The sequence below is a fragment of the Apibacter adventoris genome, assembly GCF_002964975.1.
Classification (GTDB): domain Bacteria; phylum Bacteroidota; class Bacteroidia; order Flavobacteriales; family Weeksellaceae; genus Apibacter; species Apibacter adventoris.
The window spans coordinates 117,303-136,641 of the sequence record NZ_PSZM01000024.1; the positions used below are offsets into that span (position 1 = coordinate 117,303).

Here is a 19,339-nt window from a genome sequence, read left to right on the forward strand (position 1 = left end):
AATTTATTTTTCAAATATATTTTTTAAGTTTTCATTTATAATATCTAAAAAATCTTCAGTATTTAGATAATCATCTTTTGTCATTTCTTTTCCTTTAACTAAAAGCGCTAAATCTTTTGTCATTTTTCCGGATTCTACCGTATCGATACAAACCTTTTCTAAAGTTTCTGCAAATTTTGTTACTTCAGGAGTATTGTCTAATTTTCCTCTATGCATTAATCCTCTGGTCCAGGCAAAAATCGAAGCAATTGGATTGGTTGAGGTTTCTTTACCTTCCTGATATAAACGATAATGTCTTGTTACTGTACCATGAGCAGCTTCTGCTTCAACAGTTTTACCGTCAGGGGTTACTAAAACAGAAGTCATAAGTCCTAATGATCCAAAACCTTGCGCCACAGTATCAGATTGTACATCTCCATCATAATTTTTACAAGCCCAAACAAAACCTCCGTTCCATTTCATAGCCGATGCTACCATATCATCAATTAGTCGATGTTCGTAGGTAATCCCTAGTTCTTCAAATTTATTTTTATAATCTTTTTCGTAAATTTCTTGGAATATATCTTTAAAACGACCGTCATAAGCTTTTAATATAGTATTTTTTGTAGAAAGATACAAAGGCCATTTTTTTGTTAAAGCCATTTGAAATGATGAATGTGCAAAACCTTTAATAGATTCATCTGTATTATACATAGACATAGCAACCCCACTATCTTTAAAGTCAAATACTTCCCATGTTTGAGCTTCTCCATTTTCAGGAGTGAAAATCATGGTAAGTTTTCCGGGACCATTGGTAAGAACATCGGTAGCTTTATATTGGTCCCCAAAAGCATGTCTGCCTATAACTATTGGCTGCGTCCATCCCTGAACATATCTGGGAACATTTTTCATAATTATGGGTTCTCTAAAAACAGTACCTCCTACAATGTTACGAATAGTACCATTGGGAGATTTCCACATTTTTTTTAAGTTGAATTCTTTAACTCGTGCTTCGTCGGGGGTTATAGTTGCACATTTTACGGCAACATTATATTTTTTAGTTGCTTCTGCTGAATCTATAGTGACCTGATCATTGGTTTTATCCCGGTTTTCAATTCCTAAATCATAATATTTTAGATCTATATCTAAGTAAGGGAGAATCAATTTATCTTTAATGAATTTCCAGATGATTCTTGTCATTTCATCACCATCCATTTCCACAATAGGGTTTAGTACTTTTATTTTTTGCATAATTACCTTTAATTGATTTCTTCAAATATAATAAGAGTCATCATAGAAAAAAAAATATTTACTTTATAAATATTAAACATTTATTAAAAACTTGTATTAAAAATTATATATTATTTTAAATTTTTTTGAATAATATTTTGGTTAAGTTATGTAAATATCAGTTTATAGCTAATTAACAAAATGTTTAAAATCTGTTTAAGATGATTGATTAAAATATGAATTTACATACATTTTGTTTATTTAATTGTATAATTAGTATCATATGAGAATATTATTTTTTAATAAAAATGACAGGGTATTTGTTATATTTTTAACTTATAAAAGTTGAATTTAGAATAAAAATGAATATTATTTTAAAATTTGGTAACATAAAAATGCTATAAAATAAGCTATACCTGTCATAAAAAAGAGTTGTAAAAAAGGCCATTTCCATGAATTTGTTTCTTTTTTCACAATAGCCAGAGTACTTACACATTGCATAGCAAAAGCATAAAATAAAAGAATAGATATACCAGTAGCAAAATTAAATGTTGGTTTTCCTGTATTATGGTTTATATCTTTTTTCATTAATTCTTTTAGTTTTAAATTTTCAGCCCCGTCATCTTCCATACTGTATATGGAAGCTAATGTTCCAACAAAAACTTCTCGGGCAGCAAAAGAAGATAATATACCAATATCAATTTTCCAATCAAATCCTAAAGGTTCAAATATGGGTTCAATAGTCTTACCAAAAGCACCTAGGTAGGAATTTTCTAATGTAGTTTTTGTGAAATAGGAAGTTTCTTTAGATTTGTTATTAGTCTTACCAAAGGAACCTAGTACCCATAAAATAACACTGACAGCTAATATTATTTTACCGGCATTAGCAACAAAACTCCATGATTTTTCAAATAACCCGTAAAATACATTCCTCCAAAATGGAATTTTGTAATTAGGCATATCTAAAATAAGATAGCTTTTATAGGTAGATTTAAGAAACTTATTGGCAAATGCTGCTCCTATAAAGGCCATTATAACACCTAATAGATACATAATCATCATAGTTACTCCTTGTAAGTTAAATAAACCATGTCCTTTAGGTATAATTAATGCTATAATGATGGAATAAATAGGCAATCTTGCGGAACAGGTTATAAAAGGAGTTACTAGAATAGTAATTAATCTTTCTTTAGAATTTTCAATATTTCTTGCAGACATAATTGCAGGGATTGCACAAGCTGCACCTGATAAAAGTGGAACCACACTTTTTCCACTTAAACCAAAAGGTCTGAACCACCTATCCATAATGAAAACAACCCTCGCCATATATCCGCTTTCCTCCATTAATAAAAGGAAGAAAAATAAAATAGCAATTTGCGGAACAAAAACTACCACACCACTAATACCCGGAATTAAACCATCTGCTAATAACTCAGTTAACGGTCCGGCAGGTAATTTTTCTGATAAAAAGGAGCTAAAACTTGCAAAAAAACCTTCTATCCAGTCTTGAGGATAGCTTGATAAAAAAAATAAAGCTTGAAAAATCAAAAATAAAATTCCAAAAAATATTACATATCCCCAAAAAGGATGAAGTAAAACTTTATCCAGCTTATTAGTAATGGTTTGATATGTAGGATCTTTATATACAACCTTTTCAATTAAGTTATCTATAAATTGATGTCTGGAGATGGTCTCTTTTATTTGTAATCTTTTGGGTATTATTTTGTATTCTTTAATAACTTCAGATACTTTTTTTCTGTATTTTTCAGGAATATTCTGTAAGTTGGTTTGTGATAAAAATAACCATGCTAAATAATCATTTGTATGAAATGTCTGGGTAATAATATTTATAGCACCAGTTATTTCTTTAGGATAATTGAAAGTGTTTTGTTTTTTTTTACTTCCGCCATTATGTATGGCTTCTTTAAGTTCTTTAATACCTATGCCTTTTCTGGAACTTATAAGTATAACCGGAGTATCAAAACAAGTAGAAAGATTATCTTTTCGTAAAAGAATACCTTCTTTTTCTATTTCATCTATTTGGTTAATAGCTAATATGGTTGGTATTTCTAAATCTATTACCTGTTCATATAAAAAAAGACTTCTTTTCATATTATGAACATCGGCAACAACAATAATTAGATCAGGATAATCTGAATTTGAAGGGTCGGAAAATGCATTTAAGACTACTTTTTCATCTTCAGAAGAAGGACATAAACTATACGTTCCCGGTAAATCTATAAGTGTATAGTTAACATCTTTATATTTGAATTTTCCTTTTTTTTGTTCAACAGTAATACCGGGATAATTTCCTGTTTTTTGGTGTAATCCACTTAATTGATTAAAAAGAGTGGTTTTTCCTGCATTTGGATTCCCTACAAGAATAATATTTTTTTCACTCATTTTATTATTTTATTCCAGCTTTATTAATATACAATTAGCTTCTTCTTTTCTTAACATAACCGCACTTTTTTCTTTGCCGTATTCTAAAAATAGCGGACCGTTCCAAGGAGCTTTTCTTTTAAGTCTCACAGATACTCCTGGAACAATTCCCATTTCCAAAATTTTATTTGGTATAATATCTTCAGTGAAGCCAATTACTTTAGCTATTTGAGTGGGCTTCAACTCGGAAAGGGAAATTTTATTATCAGAAAGCATAATTCAAATTAAAAATAAATGTACTATATATAATGTACTAATTGATGGCAAATATATATAATTATTTGTATTTAATCTAAATTAAATATTCTAAAAAAAATAGATATTTTTAAAATGTAATTGATAGTATAAATCCATTATTAATATATATTATTTTAATTATAAAATAAGAGCAAAATATTAGTATGAATATTAAAAGATAGTCTTAGCTTTGTTTTCACACTCTAAGTTCAGATTTATGAAAAAAAGATTATCTTTTTTACTATGTTTTATGATTACTTTTTACTTATTGCAAGCAGGAGGTTTTAGGGTTTCTTTACAAGGAATACGCCAAGCAGCCATGGCACATACCAGTGCACATACAAGAGATGCTAGTGTTGTTTTTTTTAATCCTGCCGGAATGTCTTTTATTCCTTCTAAATTAAGCATTACAGGAGGAATGTTTGCTGTGATAACAAAAGCTGAATTTCAGAGTGTTAATAGTTTATATAAAGCAAAAACAGATAATCCGGTTAGCCCTCCCTTTAATTTTGCTGCGGCATATAAGGCTACAGATAATTTATCTGTAGGTTTAAGTGTATCTACCCCTTATGGCAGTAGTGTAGATTGGGGTAAAGATTGGATGGGTAAAAATTTAATTACAAAAATTAAATTAGAAGCATTTTTTATTCAACCAACAGTAGCGTATAAAATAACAGATTGGTTTAGTATTGGAGGAGGTTATATTTTCGCGACAGCATCAGCAAATTTAGAAAAGGCTATATCTAATATAAATGGAAGTATGAAATTAAAAGCCGGAGGTGCTCCCGGGTATGGGTATAATTTAGGTATGTATTTTAGACCTACAAAAGAACTAGATGTAGGAATATCCTATAGGTCTGAAGTGAAAATAAAAGCTAGAAAAGGAAATGTTTATTTACATATCCCGTCTTCATTAATTGGAACGGATAAGTTTGCAACTACTACAGATCGTTTTGATACAAATATACCTTTGGCATCAGAATTAACATTGGGATTAACTTATAAAATTTCTAAAAGTTGGTCAATATCTTCAGATTGGAATTTTTCAGGATGGCATGAATATAAAGATTTAACATTTAAATTTTATCAAAATAAAATAGGGAATGACCCTCATAACCCCACTATATCTTCATCTCCCAGAAAATTTAAAAACAGTAGTGCATACAGGATAGGTACAGAATATTCGCCTTCAGATAAACTTGCTTTTAGATTAGGGTATTATTATGACGAATCGCCGGTAAAAGATGAATATTGGAACCCAGAAACACCCAGTACGGATAATCAAGCTATAACCGGAGGACTAGGTTATAAGTTGACAGATAATTTATATATTGACTTGTCAGGAATTTATTTTGTTGGAGAATCTAGAAATATAGATAATGAAAATGCAGGATTCTATGGGCAGGTAAAATCAAGTAGCTACATGGTTGGTTTAGGGTTATCATGGAATGCCTTTTAAAATTTATACTATTTAAAGAAACAATGAAAAAAATTATATACCCCTTTTTATTTAGTTTTTTAACTATTATTTTCTCTTGTAACAATGATTTTGATGGAGAAGGAAATGTTTCAGATATTGAAGTGAACTCTGGAGAAGCAAATTTTTCTAGATATATAGCTTTAGGGGGATCATTAACATCAGGTTTTAAAGATGGAGCTTTATATATTGAAGGACAAAAACAATCTTATCCTGCTATTATAGCAGAACAAATGAAAAGAGTCGGAGGAGGGATGTTTAAAATACCCTATATGGAAGATGAATTAGGCGGAATTCCTTTTTTAGGAATTTCTAATAAATTATCTTTAGAAATTGTAAATGGAGGTCTTTCTCCGACTGTAGCACAAGGTAAGGGAATAACCACATTAACGAATATTTATTCACAAGGTCCTTATCAAAATATGGGGGTACCTGGAGCTAAATCATATCATTTAATATCATTAGGATATGGTGATCCTACAAATCTACCATTAGGTGCAGCAAACCCCTATTTTATAAGATTTGCATCATCACCTAATACCTCAATACTAGAAGATGCTATGAAGCAAGATCCAACTTTTTTCTCTTTATGGATAGGGTATAATGATATATTGGGTTACGCTATGTCCGGAGGAGATGGGAGTAATACCCTCACTTCAGTCTCAACATTTCAAACTACATATAATACTTTATTAAGTAAATTAGTTTCTAAAGGAGCTAAAGGAATAGTGGCAAGTATACCCAATGTAACAGCAAGCCCTTTTTTTACCACTGTTCCATATAATCCATTAACCCCTCAAAATTTAACAAAAACCAACCCTAATCAGATTAAGGAGTTGAATAATGCTTTTGAATCTTTAAATAATGTTTTTGATTTTTTACAACATCCGGAAAGAAAAATAAAGTATTCCTCTACGCAAGCTAATCCATTATTGATAAAAGATAAAGATTTAGTAGATTTAAAATCTCAAATTAAAATGGTTTTAATTTCTAAAGGTGTTTCTACAAATCAGGCCGAATTGATGGGTACTTTATATGGACAATCTAGACAGGCAACTGGTGAAGATTTTATTGCTTTAACAGCATTAAGAAGTATTGCTCAAATCAATTCAAAAGCTATCTCTGAAGGAATTCCTTCTAGTTTAGCGGTAAATGGAGTAACTTATCCATTAATAGATTCATGGGTTCTTACAGCGAAAGAAAGAGAGAAAACAAATTTAGCAACAATGCAATTTAATAACATAATAAAAAATCTCTCAGATCAATATAACTTAGCTTTTTTTGATGCTAATGCCTTAATTAATGATTTTAATAAAAATTCTGGTCTAAATTTTAATGGGGTAAATTATACTAGCCAATTTATTACAGGTGGGGCTTTTTCTTTAGATGGAATTTATTTTACAAGTAGAGGATACGCTATAATTGCAAATGGATTTATAAAAGCTATTAATAAAAAATATAAATCAAATTTACCCTATGTAGATCCTAATGCATACCAAGGAATAAAATATCCTTGATAACCTAATTAATGAATTAAAAATAGGCGAAATGTTACTCATTTTTTTATATATTACTTAAAAATAATAAATTTGTAACATCGTAAAATTTTATGGAACTATATAAATAAACTATAATAAATGAATCAGCCAGTTCATATTTTTGCAACAAGAGAAAATATTTCATTAGCAGAAACTATTTCTCAGTGTTATGGGATGCCTTTAGGGAAACTTAGTTTTTTGGATTTTAGCGATGGGGAATATCAACCTTGTTTAGAAGAATCAGTAAGAGGTTCTAGAGTTTTTGTAATAGGATCGACCTTTCCTCCGGCTGATAATTTAATGGAATTGCTTCTTATTATAGATGCTGCAAAAAGAGCTTCAGCAGAGAAGATTACAGCAGTAATTCCTTATTTTGGTTTAGCTCGACAAGATCGGAAAGACAAGCCTAGAGTTCCTATAGGAGCAAAATTAGTAGCAAATCTTTTAACAGCAGCCGGAGCAACGCGTGTAATGACTATGGATTTACATGCAGATCAAATTCAAGGTTTTTTTGAAATTCCGGTAGACCATTTGTTTGCATCTACAATTTTCATCAGCTATGTTAAATCCTTAAATTTAGAAAATCTTACAATAGCTTCACCGGACATGGGAGGAGCTAAACGGGCAAGAAGTTATGCCAGTTATTTAAATGCAGAGGTAGTAATTTGTTATAAAGAAAGGAAAAAAGCTAATAATGTAGATTTCATGACCTTAATCGGTGATGTTAAAGGAAGAAATGTTATTTTAGTAGATGATATGATTGATACGGCTGGAACATTAACTCGTGCTGCTGATTTAATTATGGATGCCGGAGCATTAAGTGTTAGAGCTATGGCTACTCATCCTATATTTTCTGGGGGTGCTTTTGATAGAATTAATCAATCTAAATTACAGGAAGTAATTGTTACCGATTCAATTCCGTTGAAAAATACTTCCATAAGTAAAATAAAAGTATTATCTTGCGCCCCTCTATTTGGTGAGGTGATGAACTTAGTTCATAATAGAGAATCCATTAGTACAAAATTTATCATGTAAATATAATTTTATGAAATCAATTACAATTCAAGGAGAAAAAAGAGAAAGCGTAGGTAAAAATTCATCTAAAGCCTTACGTAATGCTGAAAAAGTTCCTTGTGTTGTTTATGGGGAAAAAGAAGTATTACACTTTTCTACAAACGAAAAAAGTTTTAAGAATTTAGTTTATACTCCCGAAGCACACACAGTTACTTTAGAAGTAGAGGGTAAAAAAATAGAGGCTATTTTACAAGATGTTCAGTTCCATCCTGTAACTGATAAAATTATCCATGCAGATTTTTACGAATTAAACCCTAAAAAATTAGTAACTATGGAAGTTCCTGTAATTATTACGGGAAGATCTAAAGGGGTAGTTAGAGGAGGAGCACTTCGTGTTAACTTAAGAAAGTTAAAAGTTAAATCTTTACCGGCAAACTTACCGGATGAGGTAGTAATAGATGTTACTGACTTAGATGTTGGAGATAAGTTTGAAGTCTCTAAAATAGAAGCTGAAAAATTTCAAATTTTACATCCGTCTAATACGGTTATTGCAGCTGTTAAAACATCGCGTAATGTTAAAGGTGATGCAGATACAGCAGAAGATAGTACTGAAGCTGATTCAGCAAAATAAGAAAGAAGTTTTCAAAAATAAAAAAACTGCAATTTTTTGCAGTTTTTTTGTTTTCTTAATTTATATTTATAAAACTTTTAGATATAGAACTCAGTATATATTTACTGTTGAAATATTTAATTATCCAGTAAGGTTTCAAATGTAACATTTTGTTTGAAAATTCTTTTTTTAATTATATCTATAACTTGCTTCTGAAATCTTAAATTAATATTTCAAAAAGTAATTTCAATAAAAAATAGTTATTTTACCTTTTTATTTTTAGCTAGCATAAACACAGAAATCAATCCCATAATAATCATAATTATTAATTGTAAACTATGAGATAATATGGCATAAGAGTACCCAATATCTTTACCTAATTTAGCAGATTGATTCATACTTAAAAAAAGAGCTGAAAATCCTATCATCATAGCTCCATGATAAGCACCTATTCCTCCGGAAGCAGGAACTAGCATACCTAAAGTTCCAACAGCTAAAAGGAAAAAACCGGTTTTAATGGGTATAAAAGAAGTTTCTGGAAGAGCAAATACAACCATATAGGCAGCAAAAAAATAACATATCCATATACCAAAAGAAAGTAAGAAAAATTTGACTCTTTGCTTTAGTTTAAACACAGAAATTAATCCGGTAACTATACCATTCAAAAGATTTATTAATTTTTTTGTAAAAGATAATTTTAAAATTCTTTTTCTAAATATAAGGAAAGAAATACCTAAAAAAATGCAGATACCTAGAAAAATATAATATATCGTATAACTTTTTTCGATGTTTGATGTATCAGAGTTATTTCCAAGTAAATCAAAAAAGGAAAGAAGGGAACTATAATTAAATATGAGTGCTAAAAGTAAAAATAAAATCATAAAACAAAAATCAATGATTCTTTCAGTAACGATAGTTCCAAAAGAGTTTGAAAAAGGAACATCCTCAACAGTTTGTAAAGCTGTAGCTCTTCCTATTTCTCCCATTCTGGGTATGCCTAAGTTTAAAAAATAACCAAAAGATAAAGCCCATAAAGAATTAGAATTGCTTATTTTATATCCCATAGGTTCTAATAATAAATTCCATCTTATAGCTCTAATCCAATATGCCCCTAAACCAAAAATAGCAGCAATACCTACCCATAAGTAATTTGCACGTTTTACTACAGAGACTGTTTTTTGTATGAAATCACCACCAAGGCTTCGCGAAACTAAATACATCAAAGTACCCGCTATAAATAAAGATATGACAATAGTGATAAAATTTTTTAATTTTTTACTCATAAATAAAAGAAATTCGTTTAATATTTAATTGATAAATAATGATTTAAAAAGATAAAAAATAGCAAGCTAAAATATAATCTTAGTTTATACTTTTAAAATTAACATTATATCTTTTCTAATTTTCTGTAATAATAGCGTTCAATTTTACTTTAATAAATTTACATTTTAATAGTAATTTTTTTATAATTAGCGATTTTTGGGTTATATGTTTATAATGATTAATAATAGTTAAATATTTTATTTTACAGTATTCTAAGATTATCTATTAGTCGGACATCTCCGGCATAAGCTGCAATAAATGCACGGTAATGTGTACCTTGTAAAAATTCCTCAGGTGTCAGTAAAGATTCTTCATCAGCTATATTAAAATATTCTAGTTTCAGATCTGAATTATTAAATAATTTTTTAATAATTTGAGTTATTTCCTTTGGATTATTATGACATTTAACTAACTCTTTAGCTTGTATTAATGACTTATAAAGTATTGTTGATTTATTAATATAATCCTGAGACAATCTGATATTTCTAGAACTCATAGCCAAACCATTTTCTTCTCTTTTTATGGGAATTCCTATAATGTTAATTGGTAAATTTAGATCTTTAACCATTTGTTTAATTACTTGTAATTGTTGAAAATCCTTTTCTCCAAAATATGCATTGGTGGGTTGAGTTTGTAAAAATAATCTTTTTACCACAGTAGCAACCCCTTCAAAATGTCCAGGCCTAGAAGCTCCTTCCATAACAGAATTTAGCCCTTTTAAATCAATCGGATCAATTTCAGTACCTTTAGGATAAATATCTTCTATTTTAGGCAGATAGACAGCATCACACCCCACAGCATTTAACTTCTCTATATCAGAATCTTCAGTTCTAGGGTATTTTTCCAAATCCATTAAGTTATTAAATTGAGTAGGATTAACAAAAATGCTGCATATAGTATATTGGTTATCTTCTATTGATTTTTTTATTAAGGAAAGATGGCCAGAATGCAAGGCTCCCATTGTAGGTACAAAGCCTATGGTAAGCCCTTTATATTTAAGAGATTGAATAAAATCTGTTACCTCTTGTTTATTTTTTAATACCAGCATAACTATGGTAAATTTAATTATCAATATATTTGAAAACGACGCAAAAGTACTACATTTCATTAATTTTTTGTAACTTTGAGAATTAAAAATCAGTCTACAGTTTATAATGAGTTCAAAAAGAATACTTCATGTAACTTCTGAGTTAGTTCCCTATTTTAATGAAAATCCTATTTCATCAGGAGTTTACAATTTAGCCAAACAAATGTTTGCACAAGGAAACGATGTAAGAATTTTTATGCCAAGGTTTGGAATGATCAATGAGAGACGATTTCAGCTTCATGAAGTAATTAGATTGTCTGGAATGAATTTGATCATTAATGATTTAGATCAACCTTTAGTAATTAAAGTTGCTTCTTTACCTGGAGAAAGGATGCAAGTTTATTTTATAGAAAATCAAGAATACTTTAAAAGAAAAGCAATATATCATGATAATTCTAATCAATGGTTTGAAGATAATGATGAAAGATCTGTTTTCTTTACCAAAGGAGTATTAGAAACTATAAAAAAATTAAACTGGGTGCCCGATATTATACATATTCATGGTTGGATGGCCAGTTTTTTACCCATTTATTTAAGAACTATTTATGCAAACGATGCTTTCTTTAATGATATAAAGATTATAACATCTGTATATAATCATGGTGATGGGGGATTATTTAGTGAAAATCTAAAAGATATTTTAGAGTTTGATAATATAGATACTAGTAAATTACAATTTTTAACAGATAACTCGTATACAAGTATTATTAAACAGGCTATGAATGATTCAGATTCAATTGTTAAAGGGGAAGAAGTTTTATTAGACGAATTAGAAGATTTATTTAATAAATTAGATACTCCAAAATTTGGCTTTGTACAAGATGAAAATGTAGAAAATATCTATCAAGATACAAATGAAATAAATATTCAAGAGTAAAGGAATATATGAAAATATTGAAATTTAATCTTAAGTTATTGGTATTGTGTTTTATATCAATAACTTTTTTGTTAAGTTGTGAAAATGATACTACAGATATTGGAGCTAATCTCATTCCGGATAAATCTGCAGGAAATATTGCTTATGTTGATTTAGTTGCTTATAATGTTTCAAATAACGATACCATTAGAGCCGATTATAAAACTCTTACCAAAGGTTTAATTGGTGTTTATGAAGATAATATTTTTGGCAAATCGAAAGCTTCATTCAGTACTCAGTTAAGATTAAGTACTTCCGATGAAATTAAAGGTTCTATGCAAATAGTAGATTCTGTGGTATTATCTCTATTTCCTGAATATAACAGTTCTCAGTCAAAAGTAAAACAAATTACACTAAATCCGGGTACTACAAGTGGTATTGATACTATAAAATATATAACTCGATATCCTATAACTTCATTTTTAGGAAAAACTGGATCCACAATGCAACTGTCAGTAAACAAAATTAATACTTTTTTAGAATCAATAGAGTCTAAATTTTATTCAAATAAAACTGTAACTGTAGGAGAACTTTTAGGTACTAAAACTATAGGGGATTCAGTAATAAGCACATCTATAAGAACCAGTAATGGAAGTACGATTTTGGAAGCAACAACTCCTGGTTATTATATAAAATTAGACCCTACTTATTTTAAACAAAATTTTTTCGATAAAAAAGGGAGTGTCAATATTGCGGATAATTCTCATTTCATTCAATACTTTCAAGGAATAAGAATTTCACCTATTAATGAATATTCTCAATTTATGTTTAATTTTCCTGTTAATAAAATAAAATTAATAGCATATTACAGATATAAAGTTAATTCATCAGATTCAAAATATACTAATGCTTCTTATTCCTTCACTATGGGAGGTAATTATAATACATCTTTAGGGGAATATAACTTTTATAAAAGAGCTACTGCGAGTAATGAATTTTTACATAATAGAGATAACCCAGATAAAATATCAGGAGAATCTAAATTATTTCTACAAGGAATGGGAGGTCCATCTATTCATATAAAATTAAATGATTCCCAGTTGTTAGCCGTAAAAGATTCAGTACAAAATAAAGGTTGGGCTATTATGGGAGCTAAATTAAAATTCTATATGACAGAAAATTTTGCTTCTAAGCCAAATTATATTTATGCATATAATGTTACTCAAAAGAAATTTTTGCCCGATCTGACTAATGGTTATGGAAGTTCATATATCCTTAATCCAATTTATGATATTATTGGGAATCCAGGATATTATACTTTAAATATAACAAAACAAATAAAAGATATAATAGAAAAAAATCTTCCTAATGATGAAATTTTAGTAGAAATGGGAGATTTTTTAAAAAATAGTTCAAATGCATATTTAGGATATACCAAAACAACACGGGCCTATGAACCATTCAGGTTAGTTTTCTATGGTAATAAAACAGCAGGAGACAAACAATTAAGGTTAGAAATAGCCTATACAAAAAATTAAATTGTAAAAATTAAACAGTAATTAAATTTTATTTTTTATGTGTGGAATAACCGGATATATAGGACATAAACAAGCATATCCAATCATTATAAACGGATTAAAAAGATTAGAATATAGAGGGTATGATAGTGCAGGAATTATTCTAAACGAAAATAATAGTTTTAAGCTAAAAAAAACAAAAGGAAAAGTTTCAGATTTAGAAAAAATATGTTCTAATTTGAATTCTACCGCAACTGTTGGGATGGGACATACCCGTTGGGCTACTCATGGAATTCCCAGTGATAAAAACTCACATCCTCATCTATCTAATAATGGTAAAATAGCTATAGTACATAATGGAATTATAGAAAATTATGATACCATTAAAAAAATGTTATTATCAAAAGGATTTACCTTTCAAAGCGAAACAGATACCGAAGTTTTGGTAAATCTTATTCAATACATTCAGGATTCTCAAAAATTAAATATAAGTACAGCTGTTAGAGTTGCTTTAAATGAAGTAATCGGGGCATATGCTATAGCGGTAATAGAAGTAGATCAACCTCAAGAGATGGTCGTAGCTAGACTTAGTAGCCCCTTAGCTATAGGTATTGGAGATAATGAATATTTTGTAGCCTCAGATGCTTCTCCATTTATAGAATTTACCAAAGAAGCTGTATATTTAGAAGATGGCGAAATGGCAACTATTACTCTCAAAGGAGTAGATGTACATAAAATAAAAGATAATAAAAAAGTTAATCCGATAATCCAAGAATTAAAAATTAGTTTAGAAGAAATCGAAAAAGGAGGGTATGACCATTTTATGCTAAAAGAGATCCATGAGCAACCTAAATCTATTATGGATACTATGAGGGGGCGTTTGTTAGTAGAAAAAGGCATAATTCAGATGGCTGGAATTTGGGATTATCAGGAAAAATTTTTAAATGCCAAACGAATTATTATTATTTCTTGTGGAACCTCATGGCATGCAGGATTAATTGGAGAATATTTAATAGAAGATTTAGCCAGAATTCCTGTAGAAGTAGAGTATGCTTCTGAATTTAGATATAGAAATCCCATAATTACAGATGAAGATATAGTTATTGCTATATCGCAATCAGGGGAAACAGCAGATACTCTCGCAGCACTTAAATTGGCAAAAGAAAAAGGAGCATTTATATATGGTATATGCAATGTGGTAGACTCCTCTATTGCACGGCTAACAGATGCAGGGTCTTATACCCATGCAGGGCCAGAAATTGGGGTAGCTTCTACTAAAGCTTTTACAGCACAACTTGCAGTCTTAACTATGATTGCCATAAAATTAGCAAAACATAAAGGAACCATTAGTAAAGAAAAATTTAATTCTTTATTAACAGAATTGGAATCAATTCCTGTAAAAGTAGAACAAGTAATTAAAGATACAGAAGAGCAAGTTAAAAAAATAGCAGAATTATATGTAAATGTTAATAACTTTTTATATCTAGGTAGGGGTTATAATTATCCCGTAGCATTAGAAGGAGCATTAAAATTAAAAGAAATCTCTTACATTCATGCCGAGGGATATCCTGCAGCAGAAATGAAACATGGTCCTATTGCATTAATTGATGAAAATATGCCAGTAGTAGTAATAGCACCGAAAACTACTCATTATGATAAAATAGTTAGTAATATACAGGAAATTAATTCTAGAAAAGGAAAAGTAATAGCTATAGTAACTCAAGAAGATTCACAAGTTAAGAATATAGTTTCTCAAGCTATAGAAATACCAGCTGTTTCAGAATATTTTGTTCCTATTTTAGCCTCTGTTCCATTACAATTATTAGCCTATGATATAGCTGTAATGAGAGGAGTTAATGTAGATCAACCTAGAAATTTAGCTAAATCAGTTACAGTTGAATAATCTAAAAAATATATGTTATATAAAAGACTTAGGTATCTAAGTCTTTTTTTTATAAATAGTACAAAAATCATAAAAAAATAGAAATATTTAATTACATTAAAAAATAAAAATAGCCTATTTTTGCAAAAAATATCAAGAGATGAATAAAAAAGTAATTTTAATGATTTTAGATGGCTGGGGAATTGCCACAGATAAAAAAGTATCAGCAATAGATCAAGCAAAAACTCCATTTATTGACAGTTGCTTTCAAAAATATTCTAATACAACATTGATTACTTATGGACTAGATGTAGGCTTACCAAAAGGACAAATGGGAAATTCAGAGGTAGGACATATGAATTTAGGAGCCGGAAGGGTCGTATATCAAAACTTAGCAAAAATAAATCTTGCCGTTGAAAATGGAACTTTAGGAAATGAAGAAGAATTAAAAAAAGCCTTTGAATATGCCAAAAAAAATAATAAACCGGTTCATTTTATAGGATTAGTTTCTGATGGTGGAGTTCATTCGCATATCTCACATTTAAAATCTTTGGTAGAAGCAGCGAATACTTCCCAAGTAAAAAATATTTTTGTTCATGCTTTTACAGATGGACGAGATTGTGATCCTCAAAGTGGGAAAGGTTTCATTAAAGAAACTTTACAATTTTGCAAAGAAAATAACGCAAAATTAGCCTCAATTGTTGGTAGATACTATGCAATGGATAGAGATAAGAGATGGGAGAGAGTTAAAATAGCCTATGATACTATAGTAAATGCTGAAGGAATAAAAACTTCTGATCCACTGAATGCTATACAAAAATCTTATGAAGATGGAATTACTGATGAATTTTTAATGCCGATTATTGTGACGGAGAATGATAAACCTATAGCAACCATACAAGAAGGAGATGTAGTGATATGTTTTAATTTTAGAACAGATAGACCAAGAGAGATAGTTGAGGTTTTGACACAAAATGATTATCCAGAACAAAGCATGAAGAAACTAGATTTATACTTTGTTACAATGACGGAATATGATGAAAATTTTAAAAATATCCGAGTAATTTTTAAAGAAGATACCATTAAAAATACCTTAGGAGAAGTAATAGCCAATGCTACAAAAAAACAAATCAGAATAGCAGAAACTGAAAAATATCCACATGTAACATTCTTTTTTTCAGGAGGAAAAGAAGAAGAGTTTAAAAATGAAAGTAGAATATTATGCCCTTCTCCTAAAGATGTTCCTACCTATGATTTAAAACCTCAAATGGCAGCATATGATATTAAAAATGCCATTATACCGGAATTAAAAAAGAAGGAGGTAGACTTTGTTTGCTTAAATTTTGCCAATGCCGATATGGTTGGTCATACCGGTGTTTTTGAAGCAGCCGTTAAAGCTTGTGAGGCAGTTGATGAATGTGCTAAAGAAATATGTCAAACTGCTTTAGAAAATGGCTATGTTACAGTTATTATAGCAGATCATGGGAATTCAGATAAAATGAAAAATGAAGATGGCTCACCTAATACTCAGCACACTACCAATTTAGTACCAATGATAATTGTAGATAATCAACAATATAAATTACATCAAGGAAAGTTAGGAGATATAGCTCCTACAATTCTAACTCTTATGGGAATACCTATACCTAAAGAAATGACAGGAGATGTATTAATTTAAAAATAATTAAAAATTAAAAAAAGGAAGATTATAATCTTCCTTTTTGTTTTACTTAGATAGATAAATAATTATATATTAATCTTATTTTTTGAATTTTCAATTCAATATTTTTCTTCTGAATAATAATTTATAAGACATTATCTTATACCTGTAACATTCTTGAAATAAAAGTATTTGAGCATTTAAAAATACTACTAAATAATAAATGAATGATATTTTTGGATTATAAAAAATAACTTATTTTATATTTGATTATAATACCCTTTATTATTTCGGCGCAATATTAATCTATATAAAATTATTCGAAAATAAAATCCTAAAAAATTATTTATTTAAAAACATTTTTTTATACTACTTTTTTTTATATAATTTCTTTATAATATTTTTTATTTTAATAGTGTGATTATATTTTTAAATGTTTTTATATATAAAAAATATTTAATGCAAATAATTTCATTTAATTAAATTATTTAAAATTATTATGTCATAATGTTAAATAATGTAAGCTATTATAGTTTAGGAAATGGTTAATTTAATTATTTTAATTTAAATATAAAATAAAATTATAAATAAATATGTATTATTGTTAATATAATATAAATATATTAAGAATTTATTTTTTATTAAGTTAAATAAAAGGAATGAAATTTGTTATATTCGAAAAAAAATATTATATTAATTATGAGTCAAAAAGTAGCGGATCAAGTAGTAGATATACTTGTACAAAGCGGAGTTAAAAGAATTTATGCTGTTACAGGAGATAGCTTAAATGAATTAAATAGCTCCGTAAAAAGAAATGGAAAGATAGAGTGGATACATGTTAGAAATGAAGAAGCAGGAGCTTTTGCAGCAGCAGCAGAAGCAGAGTTAGAAGGTATAGCTTGTTGTGCAGGAAGTTCAGGTCCTGGTCATGTTCATTTAATTAATGGTTTATATGAAGCTAATAGGGGACATGTACCCGTAATAGCCATAGCCTCCACCTGTATAAGTACTGAATTCGGAACAGATTATTTTCAAGAAACAAACACCACAAAATTATTTGATGATTGTAGTGTGTACAATCAAATAGCCACAACTCCGGAACAAGCACCTAGAATGTTACAGGCAGCTATACAACATGCTATAACAAAAAAAGGAGTAGCTGTTTTTGGTATTCCCGGAGATTTAGCAGCGAAACAAGCTAAAGAAGCACCTAGTTCACTTAAAATTTATAAACATACTTCCATAATAAGACCATCTGATGAAGAGCTATATCAAATAGCAGATATATTAAATAATAATGAAAAAATAACAGTATATTGCGGTATAGGTGTAAAAGAGGCACATTCAGAACTCATTCAATTAGCAGAAAAATTAAAATCACCAATAGGGTATTCTTTTAGAGGAAAAATGGCTACTCAATATGATAACCCCTATGAAGTAGGTATGACAGGATTATTAGGATTACCTTCCGCATTTCACAGTATGCATAAATCTGATGTTATATTACTTTTAGGAACAGATTTTCCTTATGCGCAATTTATGCCTTTAGATAAAAAAATAATACAAATAGATGAAAGAGCTGAAATTTTAGGAAGAAGAGCTAAAGTGGAAATAGGGGTATGTGGAAAAATTAAAGACACCCTGCAAGTTTTGTTACCATTAATTAAAAATAAAGCAAAAGACATATTTTTAAAGGAACAGCTTGAAAGATATAAGGAGGTAAAAAAAGGTTTGAAAATATATGTAGATGATAAAGGAAAAAAAGATCTTATTCATCCGGAATATGTTGCAGATACAATAAACAGATTAGCTGAAGACGATGCTATTTTTACTGTAGATACCGGTATGTGTTGTGTATGGGGAGCTCGTTATATACATGCAACAGGAAAAAGAAAAATGTTAGGTTCTTTTAATCACGGTACTATGGCGAATGCTATGCCTATGGCTATAGGAGCAGCACTTTCGCAACCTGAGAAACAGGTGATTGCATTTTGTGGTGATGGTGGTTTATCTATGCTATTAGGCGATTTAGCAACTATTTATCAATACAAATTACCAGTTAAAATATTTGTATTTAATAATAGAGCCTTAGGTATGGTAAAGCTGGAAATGGAAGTAGATGGAATACCTGATAATGAAACAGATATGATAAATCCTGATTTTGGGATGATTGCCCAAGCAATGGGATTTAAAGGAATTAATGTTCACGATCCGGAAAAAGTTGAAGCAGCTATTAAAGAAGCATTTAGTACTGAAGGACCGGTTTTGGTAAACTTTATGACCGATCCAAACTCTTTAGCATTACCTCCTAAAATTGAATGGAGCCAAATTAAAGGAATGAGTACTGCTATGATAAAAATGATGTTGAGTGGAAATGTTAAGGAAGTAGTAGATACTATAAGTGGTAATATAAAACATATTAAAGAGATCATTTAAAACCTAAAAATACATTAAAAGCAGTTATAGACTTATAACTGCTTTTGCATT

General features: G+C 29.2%; 14 protein-coding genes. 9 read left to right on the top strand and 5 right to left on the bottom strand.

Annotated elements, in window-relative coordinates; translation table 11 throughout:
- Positions 1-3: 3 nt before the first annotated feature.
- From C4S77_RS03635 to C4S77_RS03645, 3 genes are all read right to left on the bottom strand, one after another.
- Positions 4-1,230 (bottom strand): isocitrate dehydrogenase (NADP(+)), encoded by a 1,227-nt coding sequence (locus tag C4S77_RS03635; protein WP_105246138.1) that lies wholly within the window; start codon positions 1,228-1,230, stop codon positions 4-6.
- A 348-nt stretch (positions 1,231-1,578) separates the two neighbouring features.
- Positions 1,579-3,612 (bottom strand): ferrous iron transport protein B, encoded by a 2,034-nt coding sequence (gene feoB / locus C4S77_RS03640; protein WP_105246140.1) that lies wholly within the window; start codon positions 3,610-3,612, stop codon positions 1,579-1,581.
- A gap of 9 nt (positions 3,613-3,621) precedes the next feature.
- Positions 3,622-3,867 (bottom strand): FeoA family protein, encoded by a 246-nt coding sequence (locus C4S77_RS03645; protein WP_105246142.1) that lies wholly within the window; start codon positions 3,865-3,867, stop codon positions 3,622-3,624.
- Between the two features lie 238 nt (positions 3,868-4,105).
- Between C4S77_RS03645 and C4S77_RS03650 the strand changes: the two genes are divergently transcribed.
- From C4S77_RS03650 to C4S77_RS03665, 4 genes are all read left to right on the top strand, one after another.
- Positions 4,106-5,347, top strand: coding sequence for an OmpP1/FadL family transporter (locus C4S77_RS03650; protein WP_105246144.1), 1,242 nt, complete (start codon positions 4,106-4,108; stop codon positions 5,345-5,347).
- A gap of 23 nt (positions 5,348-5,370) precedes the next feature.
- Positions 5,371-6,882: an SGNH/GDSL hydrolase family protein gene (locus C4S77_RS03655; protein WP_105246146.1), complete on the top strand. Its 1,512-nt coding sequence runs from the start codon at positions 5,371-5,373 to the stop codon at positions 6,880-6,882.
- A gap of 120 nt (positions 6,883-7,002) precedes the next feature.
- Positions 7,003-7,938 (top strand): ribose-phosphate pyrophosphokinase, encoded by a 936-nt coding sequence (locus C4S77_RS03660; RefSeq protein ID WP_105192289.1) that lies wholly within the window; start codon positions 7,003-7,005, stop codon positions 7,936-7,938.
- 10 nt (positions 7,939-7,948) lie between these two features.
- Positions 7,949-8,548: a 50S ribosomal protein L25/general stress protein Ctc gene (locus C4S77_RS03665; protein ID WP_105192291.1), complete on the top strand. Its 600-nt coding sequence runs from the start codon at positions 7,949-7,951 to the stop codon at positions 8,546-8,548.
- Between the two features lie 239 nt (positions 8,549-8,787).
- Here the strand turns inward: C4S77_RS03665 and C4S77_RS03670 are convergent, their stop codons facing one another.
- Both C4S77_RS03670 and panC read right to left on the bottom strand, forming a co-directional pair.
- Positions 8,788-9,810 carry a lysylphosphatidylglycerol synthase transmembrane domain-containing protein gene (locus tag C4S77_RS03670; protein ID WP_105246147.1) on the bottom strand — a complete coding sequence of 341 codons (1,023 nt, stop codon included), beginning with the start codon at positions 9,808-9,810 and terminating at the stop codon, positions 8,788-8,790.
- 242 nt (positions 9,811-10,052) lie between these two features.
- Entirely contained in the window at positions 10,053-10,958 is a 906-nt protein-coding gene (gene panC, locus C4S77_RS03675) for a pantoate--beta-alanine ligase (RefSeq protein ID WP_317614909.1), read from the bottom strand.
- A gap of 46 nt (positions 10,959-11,004) precedes the next feature.
- On the opposite strand from panC, the gene C4S77_RS03680 reads away from it, so the two are divergent.
- The 5 genes from C4S77_RS03680 to C4S77_RS03700 all read left to right on the top strand — a co-directional run bounded on the left by C4S77_RS03680 (position 11,005) and on the right by C4S77_RS03700 (position 19,288).
- Entirely contained in the window at positions 11,005-11,814 is an 810-nt protein-coding gene (locus C4S77_RS03680) for a glycogen/starch synthase (RefSeq protein ID WP_105192295.1), read from the top strand.
- 8 nt (positions 11,815-11,822) lie between these two features.
- Positions 11,823-13,331: a DUF4270 family protein gene (locus tag C4S77_RS03685; protein WP_105246151.1), complete on the top strand. Its 1,509-nt coding sequence runs from the start codon at positions 11,823-11,825 to the stop codon at positions 13,329-13,331.
- Positions 13,332-13,368: 37 nt separating this feature from the next.
- Positions 13,369-15,213: a glutamine--fructose-6-phosphate transaminase (isomerizing) gene (gene glmS, locus C4S77_RS03690; RefSeq protein WP_105246153.1), complete on the top strand. Its 1,845-nt coding sequence runs from the start codon at positions 13,369-13,371 to the stop codon at positions 15,211-15,213.
- Positions 15,214-15,352: 139 nt separating this feature from the next.
- The gene (gene gpmI / locus C4S77_RS03695; protein WP_105246155.1) at positions 15,353-16,870 is read left to right on the top strand and encodes a 2,3-bisphosphoglycerate-independent phosphoglycerate mutase; all 1,518 of its coding nucleotides are present in this window, start codon (positions 15,353-15,355) and stop codon (positions 16,868-16,870) included.
- A gap of 681 nt (positions 16,871-17,551) precedes the next feature.
- Positions 17,552-19,288 (top strand): thiamine pyrophosphate-dependent enzyme, encoded by a 1,737-nt coding sequence (locus C4S77_RS03700; RefSeq protein ID WP_105246157.1) that lies wholly within the window; start codon positions 17,552-17,554, stop codon positions 19,286-19,288.
- Positions 19,289-19,339 lie beyond the last annotated feature (51 nt).